At 51.1% G+C, this 16,659-nt stretch carries 13 protein-coding genes; 11 read left to right on the top strand and 2 right to left on the bottom strand.

The genetic code is table 11. The features are described 5' to 3' along the window. The first annotated feature begins 24 nt into the window (after positions 1 to 24). Entirely contained in the window at positions 25 to 1,098 is a 1,074-nt protein-coding gene (locus K6T99_10165; GenBank protein MCL6520185.1) for a BMP family ABC transporter substrate-binding protein, read from the top strand. Here the strand turns inward: K6T99_10165 and selB are convergent. Further along, entirely contained in the window at positions 1,052 to 2,956 is a 1,905-nt protein-coding gene (gene selB / locus K6T99_10160) for a selenocysteine-specific translation elongation factor (protein ID MCL6520184.1), read from the bottom strand. The two genes, K6T99_10165 and selB, sit on opposite strands and share 47 nt — an antisense overlap. A gap of 138 nt (positions 2,957 to 3,094) precedes the next feature. On the opposite strand from selB, the gene folK reads away from it, so the two are divergent. The 6 genes from folK (at position 3,095) to panC (ending at position 9,030) form a co-directional block, all read left to right on the top strand. Continuing rightward, the gene (folK, locus tag K6T99_10155) at positions 3,095 to 3,583 is read left to right on the top strand and encodes a 2-amino-4-hydroxy-6-hydroxymethyldihydropteridine diphosphokinase (GenBank protein ID MCL6520183.1); all 489 of its coding nucleotides are present in this window, start codon (positions 3,095 to 3,097) and stop codon (positions 3,581 to 3,583) included. Further along, positions 3,583 to 4,809, top strand: a complete 1,227-nt coding sequence (locus K6T99_10150; protein ID MCL6520182.1) for a type II secretion system F family protein — start codon at positions 3,583 to 3,585, stop codon at positions 4,807 to 4,809. The genes folK and K6T99_10150 overlap by 1 nt, the downstream gene beginning before the upstream one ends. Before the next feature lie 12 nt (positions 4,810 to 4,821). Then, positions 4,822 to 6,003, top strand: a complete 1,182-nt coding sequence (locus K6T99_10145; protein MCL6520181.1) for a type II secretion system F family protein — start codon at positions 4,822 to 4,824, stop codon at positions 6,001 to 6,003. Between the two features lie 9 nt (positions 6,004 to 6,012). Then, positions 6,013 to 7,134, top strand: coding sequence for a DnaJ domain-containing protein (locus K6T99_10140; GenBank protein ID MCL6520180.1), 1,122 nt, complete (start codon positions 6,013 to 6,015; stop codon positions 7,132 to 7,134). Positions 7,135 to 7,245: 111 nt separating this feature from the next. Continuing rightward, positions 7,246 to 8,097: a 3-methyl-2-oxobutanoate hydroxymethyltransferase gene (gene panB / locus K6T99_10135; protein ID MCL6520179.1), complete on the top strand. Its 852-nt coding sequence runs from the start codon at positions 7,246 to 7,248 to the stop codon at positions 8,095 to 8,097. A gap of 84 nt (positions 8,098 to 8,181) precedes the next feature. Beyond that, the gene (panC, locus tag K6T99_10130; protein ID MCL6520178.1) at positions 8,182 to 9,030 is read left to right on the top strand and encodes a pantoate--beta-alanine ligase; all 849 of its coding nucleotides are present in this window, start codon (positions 8,182 to 8,184) and stop codon (positions 9,028 to 9,030) included. 84 nt (positions 9,031 to 9,114) lie between these two features. Here panC and K6T99_10125 read toward each other — a convergent pair whose 3' ends face one another. After that, positions 9,115 to 10,122: a Gfo/Idh/MocA family oxidoreductase gene (locus tag K6T99_10125; protein MCL6520177.1), complete on the bottom strand. Its 1,008-nt coding sequence runs from the start codon at positions 10,120 to 10,122 to the stop codon at positions 9,115 to 9,117. Between the two features lie 720 nt (positions 10,123 to 10,842). On the opposite strand from K6T99_10125, the gene K6T99_10120 reads away from it, so the two are divergent. The 4 genes from K6T99_10120 (at position 10,843) to uvrC (ending at position 16,659) form a co-directional block, all read left to right on the top strand. Next, on the top strand, positions 10,843 to 11,499 hold the full coding sequence (locus K6T99_10120; GenBank protein MCL6520176.1) for a hypothetical protein: 657 nt from the start codon (positions 10,843 to 10,845) through the stop codon (positions 11,497 to 11,499). 220 nt (positions 11,500 to 11,719) lie between these two features. Continuing rightward, complete coding sequence (locus K6T99_10115) at positions 11,720 to 11,884, top strand: hypothetical protein (protein MCL6520175.1); 165 nt, start codon at positions 11,720 to 11,722, stop codon at positions 11,882 to 11,884. A 53-nt stretch (positions 11,885 to 11,937) separates the two neighbouring features. Beyond that, entirely contained in the window at positions 11,938 to 14,763 is a 2,826-nt protein-coding gene (gene uvrA / locus K6T99_10110) for an excinuclease ABC subunit UvrA (GenBank protein MCL6520174.1), read from the top strand. Positions 14,764 to 14,841: 78 nt separating this feature from the next. Further along, positions 14,842 to 16,659: an excinuclease ABC subunit UvrC gene (uvrC, locus tag K6T99_10105; protein MCL6520173.1), complete on the top strand. Its 1,818-nt coding sequence runs from the start codon at positions 14,842 to 14,844 to the stop codon at positions 16,657 to 16,659.

The raw sequence follows: 16,659 nt of genomic DNA, 5'->3' as shown, positions 1-16,659 counted from the left end.
GATATTCGGCTTGCGGGGTGATATATGAGTCGTTGGACTATTTTCACTATACCTCTTCTAATTTTGCTCTTCTTCTTATTTTGTGTTTCCGGTTGTTCAAAACCCAAACAAGCTCCCTCGGAAGGCAAACTAAAGGCCGCAGTGGTTACTGATGTTGGCGGCATTGGCGATATGTCATTCAATGCAATGGCTTGGGAAGGTCTTCAAAGAGCTGGAAAAGATTTTGGAATAGAAATAAAGTTTCTGGAATCAAAGGAACAAGCTGATTATGCACCAAACCTTCGGAAGTTCGCAGAACAAGGGTATGACATAATCTTTGCAGTTGGATTCCTAATGGAGGATGCTCTTGCCCAAGTTGCGCCAAAATTCCCTAAAACTAAGTTCGCAATCATCGATGGAAATGCACCTAATACCTCAAATGCAGTAGCGCTCAAGTTTCGCGAAGAGGAAGGCTGTTTTCTGGCTGGGGCATTGGCAGGAATGGTTACGAAGACGGGAAAAATTGGGTTCGTGGGTGGAATGGAAGTACCGCTAATAAAGCGCTTTGAGTGTGGCTACAAAGCTGGCGCAATGGCTACGCACCCGGGCATAAAGGTCTTTACAGCTTACACGGGAAGGTGGGATGATCCCGCACGCGGCAAGGAGCTTGCACTTTCGCAGTTCGGTAGGGGTGCAGATATTGTTTTTCATGCTTCTGGGTCTTGTGGCCTTGGTGTAATTGAGGCAGCAAAGCTAAAGGGGCAGGGCTTTTTTGCAATTGGTGTAGATGCAGACCAGGATTATATTGCGCCAGGAAGAGTACTCACGAGCATGATGAAGCGCGTGGATAATGCTGTTTACTCAACTTGCAAGTCAGTTGTCATGCATACTTTTAAGCCAGGCGATCGTATCCTGGGGTTAAAAGAGGGTGGAGTCGGCCTGAGCCCAATGAAGTATACAAAACAAGTTCTTCCGCCTGGCACGATGGATATGATTGAGGAGCTCAAACAGGCGATTATTGAAGGCAAAATCAAGCCGCCAAAGACCGAGAAAGAATTGAAAGAATTCGAATCTACGCTTCCTTTAAAAGTATCCTCTCGTCGCCAAGGCGGCGCGTAATGCGCTTTTTGTCAAAGTATTCCATTAACGGAATAATATACTTCCGCGATGAGCCAAGGATATCACGCGCTTGGGCAACAGTCAGCTTGCCATTCTTCTCAAGGTATTCGCGAATAAGCTTTTCTGCTTGGCTAACAACCGACGGATGAAGGTAAAGCCCATCGGTAATCTTTATGACCTCACCCCGGTGTACGAGCAGTTCCATTATCTCCTTTGCTTCCACAATCGGCAGTCCAGTTCCTTGAAGAAGTTCATCGTCTGAGGGAGCGTTCAAACCTGTGCGCCGTAGTTCTGAAATAATGAATTCACAAGCCGCCTGCTGTTTGGAGTTGAGCTTTGGCGAATAGTCGGGCAGCGAGATTAGTGCCTCCGACATATTTATTTTCCCTTCGTTCATGAGTTTGGTGAGAAGAGCCGTAAATGTTTTGTTGTCAAGAAGTTTACATGCGGTTCTTCGGAGCTCTTCCTTTTGCATTCCTAGTTTAAGCGCGTGGCGAGAATGGTAATCAACAAGCGATTTGTAAATCTTATCGGCATATGAGGCAATGACCGAGGCATGAAATAGGCGTCCGCTTTCAAGCTCAATGACATGACCAGCGGCTTTCAGTTTTTCTAGCAGTTCCTGAATGTCTAGAGATGTAAGTTCAGAACTCTTAATTATTTCTGCAGGGGTTATTCCAGCGTCGGCACGCTTGAGAATTTGCTCAATCGTCGCAAATGGTGTACCGGAGCTGGTTTCTTCAAGCAGTGCAATAACTGACTCGTCAAAGCGTTTGTGCCTTCGTGCTGACGATTCAATGATAATTCCTCCGCCGATTGTAAGCATTGGTGAATAAGTGCGGATTACAAAGCGGTCATTTTTCATTGCTACTACAGGAGTCTCCGCTCTAAACTGGGCGAATGCTTCTTCGCCTGCCCCGACCTCATCGCGGTCAAGAAGAACAATCCTCCCAATTACTTCCGCCGTTCCAATATGAAACCTCACGCGCGCTCTATTTGCAAGCGGCTTTGGGATGTTCTTTAGGAGAGTCAGCTTTAGGTCAAGCAACTTGGAAGCCTTTAAAATCCCAGGGGTCGCGCAAACGTCGCCGCGCTCGATGTCCGGAAGTTCAACCCCAGCGAGATTCAGCGCAACCCTGCTTCCTGCTTCTGCCGCCTCCACTTTTTGTCCGTGAACCTGGATGCCGCGAATCCTTGTGTTAATTCCCTTTGGGAGAATTTCAGCGGCATCGCCTGTCCTAACCGTGCCCGATACAAGCGTCCCCGTGACGACCGTGCCGAACCCTGTTACTGTGAAAACGCGGTCAATAGGCACGCGAAACGGACCAAGGGAATCCCGTTGCGGCACACGACTGCAAACGTCCTCCAGCGCTGAAAGAAGTTCGGGGATTCCAACATTGGTCATCACAGAGACAGGTATAATCTGAGCGTCTTCGAGAAAAGTGTTCGCCAGCCGACTGCAGATGTCTTCCTTTACAATTTCGAGGAACTCAGGCTCGACAAGGTCAACCTTTGTGAGCGCAATTACGCCGTGCTTCACATCAAGAAGGCGGAGAATATCGAGGTGTTCCATGGTCTGCGGCATAACGGATTCATTTGCGGCGATTACCATGAGCGCAACGTCAACTCCGCCAGCGCCCGCAAGCATGTTCTTGATGAACCGCTCGTGCCCAGGAACGTCAACGATGCCAACTCGCAAGCCATTTGGGAGATTGAGCATCGCGAATCCAAGGTCAATCGTCATCCCGCGCTCTTTCTCTTCTTTGAGGCGGTCAGTGTCTATGCCCGTTAGCGCCTTGATGAGCGTGGTTTTTCCGTGGTCTACGTGTCCAGCTGTGCCGATGATTATCCTTTTCATTAATTATTTCGCAGATTCCGCCTGCTCTTTCTTTTTCGTGGACATCTAGACTTGCTGTTCGCTATAATACTTTTATCTGCCGCGAAAGTAGATATACTATATCATCTTGCTGTTGATTAGTCGAGAGGAGCGGAAATCTTGGCGACCGTTTTCCTTGGACTCGGGTCGAACCTTGGCGATAGAGAGGCCAACATCCGTATGGCTCTCAACAAACTCGAATCACAGCCTGAGGTGAAAGTTCGCGCCGTCTCCTCCTTTTACCTAACTGCACCCGTCGGCTTTCGAGACCAGCCAGACTTCGTGAATGCTGTCGCCGCCATTGAAACAGACCTGTCGCCAAAGGAACTGCTCGACGTCGTATTGAAAATTGAGCGGGAGATGGGGAGAGTACGCAATTTCAAATGGGGACCAAGAATAATAGACATCGATATTCTTTTATATAATAATGTCAGAGTGAACACGGACGAGCTTGTTATACCACACCCGCGCATGACTGAGCGGGCGTTCGTAATGGCGCCGCTTGCGGAAATTGCACCCGACCTTGCGTTGCCCGACGGACGCACTCCAAACGACGTCCTCAAGGAGTTGAAGAATCAAAGCGTGCGCAAGCTTTCGGAGGTCCGTTGATGCCGCTGTTTAGATATGAGGTTGCAGATAAGTCGGGGAAGATTCTAAGAGGTGTAATGAATGCCTCTTCCGAAGCAGAGGTCCGGCATCGTCTGAGCACTCAGGGCTTTCAAGTTAGGCTGATAGTCCAACCGCCAGGCCAGCAGGCGCAACCGCCTCAGCAGGTTCAAAGAGCTAGTTTGGCTTCTTTTCCTAGGCGGCGGACAACGGCGCCACCATCTGAGATGGCGGTTTTTTTTAGAGGTCTAGCTTCTTTTCTAGTTGCTGGCGTTAGCGTTCACGAAGCTCTTATTAGAATCGCTAATCAAACCCCGAAGAAAAGCGTTCGTTTCATTGCTCAGCGAATGGCGAGCCGCGTCCAATCCGGCGAAAAGCTTAGCCAAGCAATGGAAGGGTTTCCCAAGGCGTTCCCACCACATGTCATCGGCGTAGTAGCAGCCGGCGAACTTGGCGGCTTCCTGCCAATCGTAGTAGGCGACATTGCTAATGATTATGAGATTGCTAACAAAGCGGTAAACTTTTATTTCAAAATAGGTTGCTGGCTTGGCTGGTTAAATGCTTTTGGGTTGATTCTTTTTGCCCTGCTTCCCCCAATGATATTCTCCCCAGGGGTGACAAACGTATTCGAGGGAATCGCTAAGTGGTGGCATTTCACGTGGATGCGCATGCTCCCAATAATGCTGGTCATCATTCTCGGCTATTATGGTATATTGTTTATTCTCCGCCGCCCTGGCCTGAGACGTGTTAGACACTCCCTGCTTTTAATGGTGCCAATCGCCGGCCACGCAAGTAAGCTCCGCTCAATCGCTGGATTCACGCGGATACTTTGGCGTCTCCTGAAGGCAGGCATTCTCCCCATTACCGCATGGGAAGCGGCATCCGCGGCCGCCGAGAATGAAGTCATCGCATCTGATTTGCGCAAGCAGGTCAGCGTTCTTCGGTCTGGCATGAAGCTAAGCGAAGCCCTCGCCGCAACTGGTTACTTAACTGACAAACATCAGCGCATCTTGATAATGGGTGAACAAACTGGGCAAATTGTAGATATGCTCGAGAAAGTCGTTGTCCACTATGAGGAAGCGGCGGTGGCGGCCGCGAACGCGGTGAAATGGGCTGGCTTGCACGTTTGCATTCTTTTCAATCTAATTGTATTTGGGATCGTCTCGGCATGCGTTGTCAGCCAAACATATAGCAATATGTTTGACTGGGTGGATTGGCTGTTCAAATAATGAGGAAGAGCCATGACATTATTTAAGTACAAAGTCAAAGATAAAGCTGGCAAAACGATTGACGGCTTTATGGATGCGAACGACGAACGCGAAGCCTCGACTCGCCTGCGTGAAATGGGCTACTTTATACTCAATATCCAGAAAGAAAGCGAACCTAGGGCGGCAGGCTTGAGTCCCCTTGCGCTCTTTGTTCGATTGTTTGTTAATCCAATTTTCGCCAGTGCGTCTCCTATTCAGCTTGCTGTGTTTTATCGCCAATTCGCCGCAATGGTGAACTCTGGCATGACGATTGTCCAGGCGATTAGCATGCTTCAGAAACAAGGCGGGAGCTGGGTGTTAAGAAAAATTGCGCGCGAGGTCCTCCCGCTCATCCAATCTGGCGGCAAGCTTAGCGATTCTTTCTCACGCTATCCGTGGGTTTTTCCTGAGCTTCATATAAGCCTCCTGCGCGCCGCTGAAGAAAGCGGAAACCTCGACAAAATCCTCGAAAGAATCGCCGAATATATGGAGCGCGAGGTGAACGTTCGTCGAAAGCTCAGCATCGCTACTTTCTACCCGAAGATTCTTGTTGTTGCGCTTATCTTCATTCCCAACATTCTTATCCTCATTCTTGGAAGCCTTAGGGAATATATTAAATCGTGCCTGAACTTGCTTGTCCCGATTATCATCGTCTTGCTAGCCCTTTGGGTGGCTTCTAGAATCCTCACCCAAATTGTGTCCTTTAGGTACATGATTGATGTGCTTAAGCTCACCATTCCTAGGGTGGGGTCCGTTGTGAGAATGTTGGCTCTCGCAAGATTTTACCGCGCCCTCGCCGCGCTTTATGCCGCGGGCGTACCAGCGGCGCAAGCCGTCGAACATGCTTCGAAAGCCGCCGGAAATTATTATCTGACTTCCAAACTTAATAAGGCGGTTCCCAATCTAAGACAGGGCAGGACGCTCTTCGAATCGCTTGAGCGCACGTACGTTATACCTCCCACCGCGCTGGAAATGCTCAGGACCGGCGAGCAAAGCGGGAGGGTGGACTCGATGCTCGAGAAGGTGGCAGAATATGTGGAAAGCGACGCACAAGTTGCCGTCGTCCAGTTGACCGTTGTCGGCAGTGTGCTCTTGTTTCTAGGAGTTGCCGCTTATATTGGAAAAATTGTGGTCAATTTCTACTCAAGCTACTATTCAAATATACTCAAACACTAGCGATTTCTTATGCATGGCAAGCGAAATTACTACGAAATCCTAGGAGTGCCAAGGTCGGCGACGCCCGAACAAATCAAGCGCCGCTACCGTTACCTCGTCCGCCAGTACCATCCCGACGTTGCGAAAGACAAAGCGGCGGCGAAGGCCGCTTTCATCGAAATCACCGAAGCTTATCAAACGCTCAGCAATCCGGATAGGCGCATTATCTACGACGCACAGCTCGATGCCGAAATGATGCGCGTGCCTCCCCGCAGAGAGCCGCCGCCCCCTCACGGGGCTCAACAGCACGGCAAAACTTATGCCGAATCCTCGGATATTACTCGGCTCTTCATGGAAGCAGAACGTGCATTCGCTACCGCCCAGTTTCGCACCGCCGCCAACATTTGCAGGCAAATTATCTCAATTGACAGGCGGCACATCCGAGCTCACCTCATGTTGGCAAACATTTACCGCATGCAGGGACGCATTGATGAGGCTATCGCAATGTATACCATGGTCCTCCAACTCGATCCCCGAAATGCGGAAGCCGAGGCGCTCTTGAGGAAACTTGCCCGCACTAGGAAGCCCGGCGTTAGCGGCGTTAAGTCAATCGAACAGCAAGTCGCCTTCAGAATAGGGCTGAATCTAATCGGCGTTTCGATTGCTGGCATCTTATTCATCCTGCTGTCTATCTCCGCCGAACCCCCACTGCAAGTGCTGGCGCAGTATCTGCCTTTTATTGGCAAGTGGAACACCATGCTTATCGCGGTCTTGCTGATTAATGGAGTGATATTTGGCTTTCTTCTCGCCCTAAATGACTGGGTTGGCCGCATTGACGACGAATTGGTATTCCAATCCATCTACGTTGGCGGAAGCCGCCCGATGAATTATCCGATTGGGCTCCTTTTGGTTCTTATTAACTTCTTCAATTTCTACCTTGCGGCATTTATTTATATTTTGTTTGGCTCCTTTCAAGAAAGCATTTCGAAGAGTGTTGCGCGGGCTTTCGCCGCCACTTTTATTTTGGTGGCGATTGCGGCTATAATGTATTCAGTTGGCAGAAGCCAGGTCTTGATGTTTGGAGGCAACCTGGCGTTTCCTGCCATCTTGATTGGCTGGGGAATTGGGGACACATTCCGTCCCGGCTGGTAGGAGCCGCCAGGTGAGCATGCGGAATGCCTTAAGCCGCTAGCGAAGCCGATTGAAGAATAGGCGCAAGCCTTCGGAAAGCGCACGATGAAACTGCGATAACAAGGAGTAAAAATGAACGGGTCCACGGTAACTACGCAAACCTTAATAAAAATGAAGCGCGCGGGGGAGAAAATTACATGCCTCACCGCGTACGATTTCTCCATGGCAAAGCTAATGGATGCCGCAGGGGTGGATGTAATTCTCGTCGGGGATTCCTTGGGTCAAGTCGTGTTGGGCTACGAGACAACGCTCCCTGTAACTATGGATGACATGCTCCACCACGTCAAAGCAGTCGTCCGAGGAGTTAGACGTGCGATGGTTGTCGCTGATATGCCGTTTATGAGCTTCCAACTGGGCCCGGACGAAGCTCTTCGGAATGCGGCCCGATTTGCAAAAGAGGCGGGCGCCATCACACCGCCCTTGGAGGCTGGCAGACCCGCTACCGAGGCTCTTACTCTTGCCGTGAAGCTCGAAGGCGGTGGGCAGAACGTGATTGATGCCGTTAAGAAAATTGTTGACGCGGGGATTCCCGTGATGGGACACCTTGGCATGCTTCCGATGTCGGCCGCTGTATTCGGCGGTCCGCGGGTGCACGGCCGTACAGAAGAGGAGGCAGAGAAGATTATGAGGGACGCCATTGCTCTACAAGACGCCGGCGTTTTTGCAATTGTCTTGGAAAAGGTGCCCCGCGAGCTGGCAAAGCAAATAACAGAGGCGCTTTCGGTTCCCACTATTGGCATCGGCGCGGGTCCGCACTGCGACGGCCAAGTGCTGGTCTCCTACGATATGCTCGGCTTGTACGGCGTCAAGTTTAAGCATGTCAAGGAATATGTCCACCTTTTCGAAACCGTTATGAATGCATTCAAAACGTACATCGAGGAAGTGAAGTCGGGTAAATTCCCAGGCCCTGAGCACAGCTCGTAGGCAGAAAGAATGCACCCGCCTGCGGAGTGGCTGGGGCGCTTGCCGAATCATCAGCGCCGCAGGTCGGAAAAGTTTAAAGATAAAATGTTGATTCTGCACACAATCAACGAAGCAAGAGAATACATTTCGAACGCCCGTCGTGAAGGGAAGAAAATAGGCCTAGTGCCCACCATGGGCTACTTCCACGAGGGCCATCTTTCCCTCATGCGGCGCGCAAGGGTGGAAAACGATGTCGTAGTTGTTAGCCTCTTTGTCAACCCCGCCCAGTTCGGCCCGAACGAGGATTTCGCACGATACCCCCGCGATGTCGACCGCGACGCCCGCCTGGCTGAAGAGGTGGGGGTTGATGTAATCTTCAACCCATCTGTTGAGGAGATGTACCCCGAAGGTTATGCCACTTTTGTAAACGTGGAAGGCATTACCGAAACTTTGGAGGGCGAGTTCCGCCCAGGCCACTTTAGAGGAGTCGCAACCGTCGTGCTCAAGCTCTTTAACATCCTACCTGCCGACCGTGCTTACTTCGGGCTGAAAGACTATCAACAGCTTCTTGTCGTTAAGAAAATGGTGAACGACCTCAATCTACCCATTGAGATTGTTCCCATGCCAATCATCCGCGAAGAAGACGGCCTTGCGATGTCTTCTAGGAACACGTACCTAAATAATGAGGAGCGCCGCGCCGCCGTTGTCCTCTACAAGGCTCTCCAATACGCAAATGAGCTTGTCAAATACGGGCTCACAGACGGAAAGCGGCTTGAGCACGAGGTTGAAGAATACATCCGCAAAGAACCTCTTGCGCGCATAGACTATGTTGCCGTCCGCGACCCCGACAACCTCGCGCCCGTGGTGGAAATCTCAAAGCCTGTTGTCCTCCTCCTCGCAGTCCGCATCGGAAGTACAAGGCTCATCGACAACGCAGTGCTCCCCATGGATTAGCTTGTTTGGTTTGCCCAGAAGTTCAGAGTGCTTTTCTAATTGCTTCGGCAAGCTTCGCTCATCGTTTGGCGGTCTGCGAACTGCCTACTCATACGGTACAGGCTCAGCCTTCCCGCTTTTTGCCGATTTCTCCGCAGTTTCAATGACGGCGATAACGCGGCGAGAAGATTCGGGCGTTACCTCCAGCGGCGCGCCGTCGAGAAGATGAGCGGCAAGATTCGGGTAATACTCGTGCCAAGTGCTTTCTTTGTACTTCACCTCTGTGTCAATCGGGATGCCCTCAATCTCCGTCGAAAGCCTAAGCGTTCCTTTCCATTCGTCAATAATTGCACCTTTTGTGCCGAGAATGCGAAACTTTGGCTTCGGAAGCCGCGCGATGTTGGAGACCTGCAAATCCGCCATCGCCCCGTTCCTAAACCTGATAATCGCCTGCGTCTGGTCTTCGTTAGTTACATCATGCCAAACGCGCTTGTGGAAAAAGCCAGTAACATTCTCTATTTTTTCGGGGATGAGGTTGAGTATCCAGTCCACAAAGTGCGCACCCCAGTCGTACAGGCATCCACCCGAAATCTCCTTGTCGCTTCTCCACCAAGACCCGGGTTTACTGTAGCCGCCAATAAAAGCCTCGATGTGGAAGACTTCTCCAATTAAGCCCTTTTCGATGATTTCCTTAATCATCATGAAGTCGCCGTCGTGCCTCCTGTTGTGAAACGTTGTGAGCGTTACACCAGCTTTTTTAGCGGCTTCTATCATTTTGGTTGCCTCTTCTACAGTGAGGCACATGGGCTTTTCCAAAACGACGTGCTTTCCTGCCTCGATTGCCTTTAGCCCTAGAACGGCATGGGTGTTGTGCGGGGTAACGATGACGACAAGCTCGGCGTCGCTCTTCTTGAGCATATCGTCGATGTCGGTGTAAGTTTGGATGTTGGGAAAGTCTCTCTTTGCCGCTTCCATCCTTTCAGGGTTGATGTCGCAGGCGGCAACGGTTATCATCCGCCCCGTATCGTTCATCCACTGTGCATGAGCTTTTCCCATGTTGAATGCGCCGCCGTATCCCACGACTGCACACTTAATCTTGCGTTCGCCTACCATGTGGTTCTCCTTTGCTTCAAGCATTGTGAATTAGGCATGTTCGAACAGCCTTTGGATAACTTATTGCGCAGGTCATCTTAATCCTTCATTCAGTTTGCGAAAATTGTACGCCAGATTGCTATTTAGTCCCTTTGTCTTGCAAACTTCTTGGCAAGCTGGGCAATCTGACAATTCAGAAAAGATAAGAGGTTTATTAATAAAATATTATTTGTTTACTAAAGATTCAGCAGTTTTTAACTGATAATTCGATTAAATCATCAGCTGTCGTACTTTTAGATGGGGACAGCGGTTGAACAGAGAAAGCGCTAGAAGTTGCTCCTGCTTTTTGGGGAAAGAATTGGGACTCTCTCCAGCGTCATCCAACTGCAGTACAAGCCTGATGTACCATCGTGCAAGATTGTAAAAGACTTGTGCAAAAGAATTGTACGGCAGTACAAAAGTGTTGTACCGAAGTACAAAAATGTTGTACCGCGGTACAAAAGTGTTGTACCGAAGTACAAAAGTGTTGTACCGAAGTACAAAAATGTTGTACAAAAGTACAAAAAGATTGCACAAAAGTACAAAAGATTTGTACTAAGGTGGGAAGAGGTTGGAGGGAGGTAGAATTACGCAAGAAATGCTGGCAAGCAATTTCAACCCGCATTGAAATATATCTGCGAAGCCGCCAAACTTTCTGGAGGGGGCACTTGATGATTAAACAAATCTGAGGAGGAAAATAGAATGGCAGATTATGTACCGAGAAATGACTCGCAGTACGTTGCATGGCTTGCGAACTTCCTGGCGGTGCTTCAGGAGCATTTGGCAGACTTCGGGTTGCAAATGAGCGACTTCACGCCGCTTGATGAAGCGAAGATAATATTTGACGGTGCTCTCTCGACGCACGTAACACGGCAGGCGGCCGCTAGGCAAGCCACAGAGGCGAAGAAAGCGGTAAGGAAGAATAGTATTGAAATACTGCGCCCTCTTGTAAGAAGAATAAACAACCATCCGGCGATGACGAACGAAATAAGGGCGGCGCTTGGGCTTCCTGTTAAGGATGATGCGCGAACGAATGCAATGCCGGGCGAGGAAGTTCCAGATATTTACCTCGAAGCGGTTCCGGGGAAGATTATGGTTCACTTTGGCACTGCCCCGGCAAATGAGAAGTACAACGGCAAGCCATCGTGGGCTAGGGGATGCAATATCTATAGGAAAAAGAATGGTGAGGAAGAGTACACACTCATCGCCTTTGAGACCGCTTCGCCCTACATTGACATAATCAATGGGCCCGCGGCTGATTATACTTACGTCGTGCAGTACCGCGGCACAAGGGCGTCGGACGTTGGTAATGTGTCCACGCCGGCGACAATCGCGGCTGGCGGCCTTTTGGTTGCGTAGTCTTTGGCGGTTGTCAGGCTGTCAAACAAGGGTAGAGCGAAGGGCGGGGACGTTCCCCCGCCTTTTGCTTTGCTGTGCCAATTAACGAACCTTTTTCGCCTGCTTGACCTGCGGGTTGGGGGATGCGAACATCGGGCGGGAGGACTGCACCGCTTTGGTGGCGGCAGGATTGGGCGAGTAGGCAGGCGGGCGAACTTCGAAAGGCGGGCCGGCGTTTTAAGTGTCAGAGAATGTAAAGCAAATCGCAAGAAACCTAGACACTTTCGCAGGTTCACAAGAGGTTTTGGCAAGCGGCAGGGGTGCGCGGTGTAAGCCGCCAATTCTCTGCGAAGATGGAATCGAAAGGGTCGCCAGCGGGCGGAAAAGGCACGTCGCATTGACCTGAGCCTGCATTTTTGGTAGAATGAATGTTCGCACAAAACTACGGGAAAGCGAGAAATGGCGACCGACAGCATAATCATCCGCGGCGCAAGAGAACACAATCTGAAAAATATTGATGTTGAGATTCCGCGGGATAGGTTTGTCGTTATCACGGGCGTATCCGGGTCGGGCAAGTCTTCCCTTGCCTTCGACACGATTTACGCTGAGGGCCAAAGGCGTTACGTCGAGTCGTTGAGCGCTTACGCTCGGCAGTTCCTCGGTCAAGCGGATAAGCCCGACGTTGATTACATTGAGGGACTTTCTCCAGCGGTCTCCATCGACCAAAAATCGACGACGAAAAATCCTCGTTCGACTGTTGGGACGGTTACAGAGATATACGACTACCTTAGGCTTCTTTTTGCAAGGATTGGGAAGCCGCACTGTCCGAAATGCGGCAGGGAGATCGCCCAACAAACGGTTGAGCAAATGGCGGACGCGATTATGGCTCTTCCTGAAGGCGCTAGGATACAAGTTCTAGCGCCCGTGGTTCGCGGCCGCAAGGGCGAGTACAGACATGTATTCGAGGACATCCGAAAGGAAGGCTATGTGCGCGTTCGTGTGGACGGGAAGACCTACGAAGTAACCGATGACATCGAACTTGACAGGTATAAGCAACATTGGATAGACGTCGTCGTCGACCGTCTCATTGTTAAGCCGGGGATTGAAAAGCGGTTGGCAGATTCTGTTGAGGCCGCGCTTAAGATGGGGCAGGGCACGGTTGGCATTGACGTCATTGACGGCGAGGAGATGCTTTTCTCCGAACATTTTGCCTGCACCGAGTGCGGGATTAGCCTTGGGGAGATTGCCCCAAGGAACTTCTCGTTCAACAGTCCCTACGGCGCTTGCCCCGACTGCCACGGGTTGGGAACGCATACGGAGCTTGACCCAAACCTTATCATACCGGACAAAAATCTTTCTATCGAGGAGGGCGCTATTGCACCGCTCCGCAGGGCAGTTAGCGAGTATTACCCGGCTTTGCTCTCTGGGTTGGCTGAGGCTCTAGGCTTCTCCACGCGGACTCCCATAAGGGAGCTCACCGATGAACAAGTCAACGCAATTCTTTACGGCACTGAGCACCCCGTTTGTGTGACGTTCAGAAACCGTTATGGGCGGATAAGGCGCTTTGAAACGACGTACGAAGGGATTGTAAACATCCTGGACCGACGTTACAAAGAGACGACGTCGCAGATTGTGCGCGAGGAGACCGAGAGATACATGTCTACGCGGAAGTGTCCTTCGTGCAACGGACTGCGTCTTAAGCCGGAAAGCCTTGCGGTAACAATCAACGGAATGAACATATCGGAGGTGAGCGCACTTACTGTTGAGGAAGCCTATCGCTATTTCGACGAGATAAAACTTAGCGAGCGGGAATACGTAATCGCGCGGCAGGTCATAAAGGAGATTAAGACTAGGCTGGGTTTTCTCATTAACGTCGGGCTCAACTACCTCACGCTCGACCGTCCCGCCGCCACGTTGGCGGGTGGAGAGGCGCAGAGGATTCGTCTAGCGACGCAGATTGGCTCTGGACTGATGGGCGTCATTTATATACTCGATGAGCCGAGCATTGGACTGCATCAGCGCGACAATAGAAAGCTGATAGACACGCTTATCAAGCTGAGGGACCTCGGCAACACAATCATCGTGGTTGAACACGACGAGGAGACCATCCGCAGTGCGGACCACATAATTGACATAGGGCCTGGCGCAGGCGAGCGAGGCGGGTGGATTGTCGTTTCTGGCACGCCGGAAGACGTTATCAAGCATAAGGACTCAATTACAGGGCAGTACCTCAGCGGCGTCAAGAGGATTCCCGTTCCTAGAAAGCGGAGGAAGCCGAGCGGTGAGTTCATTGAAATCAAAGGTGCACGGCAGCACAATCTTAAGAATATTAACGTAAGATTTCCCCTGGGGACTTTCATTTGCGTCACTGGCGTGTCCGGGTCTGGTAAGAGCACGCTCCTTCAAGAAACGCTCTACCCGCGGCTTATGTATCAGTTGCACGGCTCTCACGGCTCTTGGGGCGAGCATGATGAGATTACGGGAATTGAACACATTGACAAGATAATTGATATAGACCAGTCTCCTATTGGTAGAACGCCGCGCTCAAACCCTGCAACTTACACCGGAGCGTTTGATTTAATCCGCGACCTTTTTGCAAGCACTCCGGACGCGCGTGTTAGGGGCTACAAACCGGGCCGCTTTAGCTTCAACGTAAAAGGCGGGAGGTGTGAGGCGTGTCGGGGCGATGGCATCATCAAAATAGAGATGCACTTTCTTCCTGATGTGTATGTGCCGTGCGAAGTATGCAAGGGGAAGCGGTATAATAGGGAGACGCTGGAGGTAAGATACAAGGGGAAGAACATTGCCGACGTTTTGGACATGACTGTCAGCACTGCGCTCGAGTTCTTCAAGAACATCCCCTCGATTACACGGCGGTTGCAGACAATCCACGACGTTGGGTTGGACTATATAAAGCTTGGGCAACCAGCGACAACGCTTTCTGGCGGAGAGGCACAGCGGGTGAAACTTGCCGCAGAGCTCTCTAAAAGAAGCACAGGGCGGACGCTCTACATACTAGACGAGCCGACGACTGGCCTTCACTTTGCGGACATCCAAAAACTACTTGATGTATTGAATCGCTTGGTAGATGCTGGGAATACTGTAATCGTAATCGAGCACAACCTCGATGTAATCAAGAGTGCGGACTACATCATTGACCTTGGACCTGAGGGCGGCGAGAACGGCGGGCAGGTGATTGCATGCGGAACACCGGAGGAAGTTTCGAGAGTCGAGGCTTCATACACCGGACAGTTCTTGAAACGTGTGCTGAACGTCTCGCAGTAGGGAAGAAGAAAGCCATTCGTTTTTGTTAACTTTGCTAAAAGACTCCCTAAGTTCCCTTTTGAAGGCAGTTAGAGTAAGATGAACGCAGACCTAGAGAAGAAATTAGCCCACGTGCCGGCGAAGCCCGGGGCTTATATGATGAAAGACGAGCGTGGAGAGGTCATCTACGTTGGAAAAGCCGCTTCGCTTCGTGCGCGCGTCCGCTCATATTTTCAAAAAGGGCAGATGCATCCTGCGAAGGTGTCAGCAATGATTGCGAAGGTTGCCGACGTTGATTGGCTGGTTACCGACAGCGAAGTTGAGGCGCTGATGCTCGAATGCAACCTAATCAAACAGCATCGGCCGCGCTACAACGTGCGCCTGCGGGATGACAAGCATTATCCATACCTGTGCGTAACTTTGAGCGAACCTTTTCCCCGCGTAGTCATAACTCGCCGGTCGAAGCAGGACGGAAACAAGTATTTTGGGCCTTACACGAACTCGGAAGCAGTGCGGGACACCCAGCGCCTAATACGGAAGGTCTTCAAGATACGAAGCTGCAACAAAAAGCTTAGTGGTTCTGAGCAAGACAGGCCGTGTTTGAACTACCATCTTGAGCAGTGCCTTTCTCCTTGTTCGGGGAAGATTGGCGCTGAGGAATATGCCATCCTGGTACGGGACACCTGCCTATTTCTCGAGGGGCGGCACGAATCGCTGGTGAAGCGGATGGTCGCGGAAATGGAGCTGGCGGCTGAGAATCTTGAGTTTGAGAGAGCGGCTCGTCTGCGGGACCAAATCGAAGCTATTAACAAGGTAGTTGAAAGGCAGAAGATAATCAGCACTGCGCATGCGGAGCAAGACGTTATCTCTCTGGCGACCAAGAATGGAACTGCATGCGTCCAAGTTTTCTTTATTAGGTCTGGGCGTCTCATTGGGCAGGAAACGTTTTTCATGGAGGGGATAACCGATGAGACGGCTGAGCATGCGCTGGAGGAGTTCGTCAAGCAGTACTACGGCAGGGGCGCAAGCGTTCCACCGGAGATACTCATTTCGCACGAGCTTCCGGACAGAGAAGTAATTGAGGAGTGGCTGAAGATTAAGCGGGGCGGGGCGGTTCGTCTGACTTACCCGCGGCGTGGTGAGAAGAAGAAAATTGTGGAGATGGCGGCGGTCAATGCGGCGCTTGCCGCGGAACGGGAAGCAGAGCTCTCGGCCGAGGATGAATCGCGCAAGATGGAAATGGTGGGGGCGTTGATGGAAGTATTGGAGCTACCCAAGCTTCCGCGTCGCATTGAGGCATACGATATATCAAATATCCAAGGGATGCAAGCAGTTGGGTCAATGGTTGTCTTCGAGGACGGAATGCCTGCGAAGTCGGACTACCGCCGTTTCAAGATTAGAACAATCGACCAACCGGATGACTACGGGATGATGCGCGAAGTTCTCCGGCGAAGATTTGCGAAGAAAGAGGAAGAAAGATTCGCCAATTTGCCGGACCTTCTGTTGATTGATGGTGGTAGAGGCCAGCTGAACACCGCTCTAGAGGTGCTTTCGGAGGCGGGGCTGACGATTCCAGTTGTTGGGCTGGCGAAGCAGTTTGAGGAAATCTACGTCCCCGAAAGACCTGAGCCGATGCTTCTTCCACCCGATTCGAAGGCACTGCATCTTTTGCAGCAAATCCGCGATGAGGCTCACAGGTTTGCGCTCGCATATCACCAAAAGCTTCGCGAGAAGAAGGCAAAGAAATCACTGCTTGACGACATTCCAGGGATTGGGCCGAAGCGTCGGAGGGCGCTCATAAAACAGTTTGGTTCGGTTGTGGCTATAAAGCAAGCTAGCATCGAGGACCTTCTCAAGGTGCCTGGCATAACCAAACCGATTGCAGAGGAAATACACGAACGGTTAAAGAATAGTTAA

The sequence above is a fragment of the Armatimonadota bacterium genome (genome assembly GCA_023511795.1).
Lineage (GTDB): Bacteria > Armatimonadota > UBA5829 > DTJY01 > DTJY01 > JAIMAU01.
The sequence above is the reverse complement of the archived record's forward strand: the minus strand, read 5'-3'. Positions and strand labels throughout refer to the sequence as shown.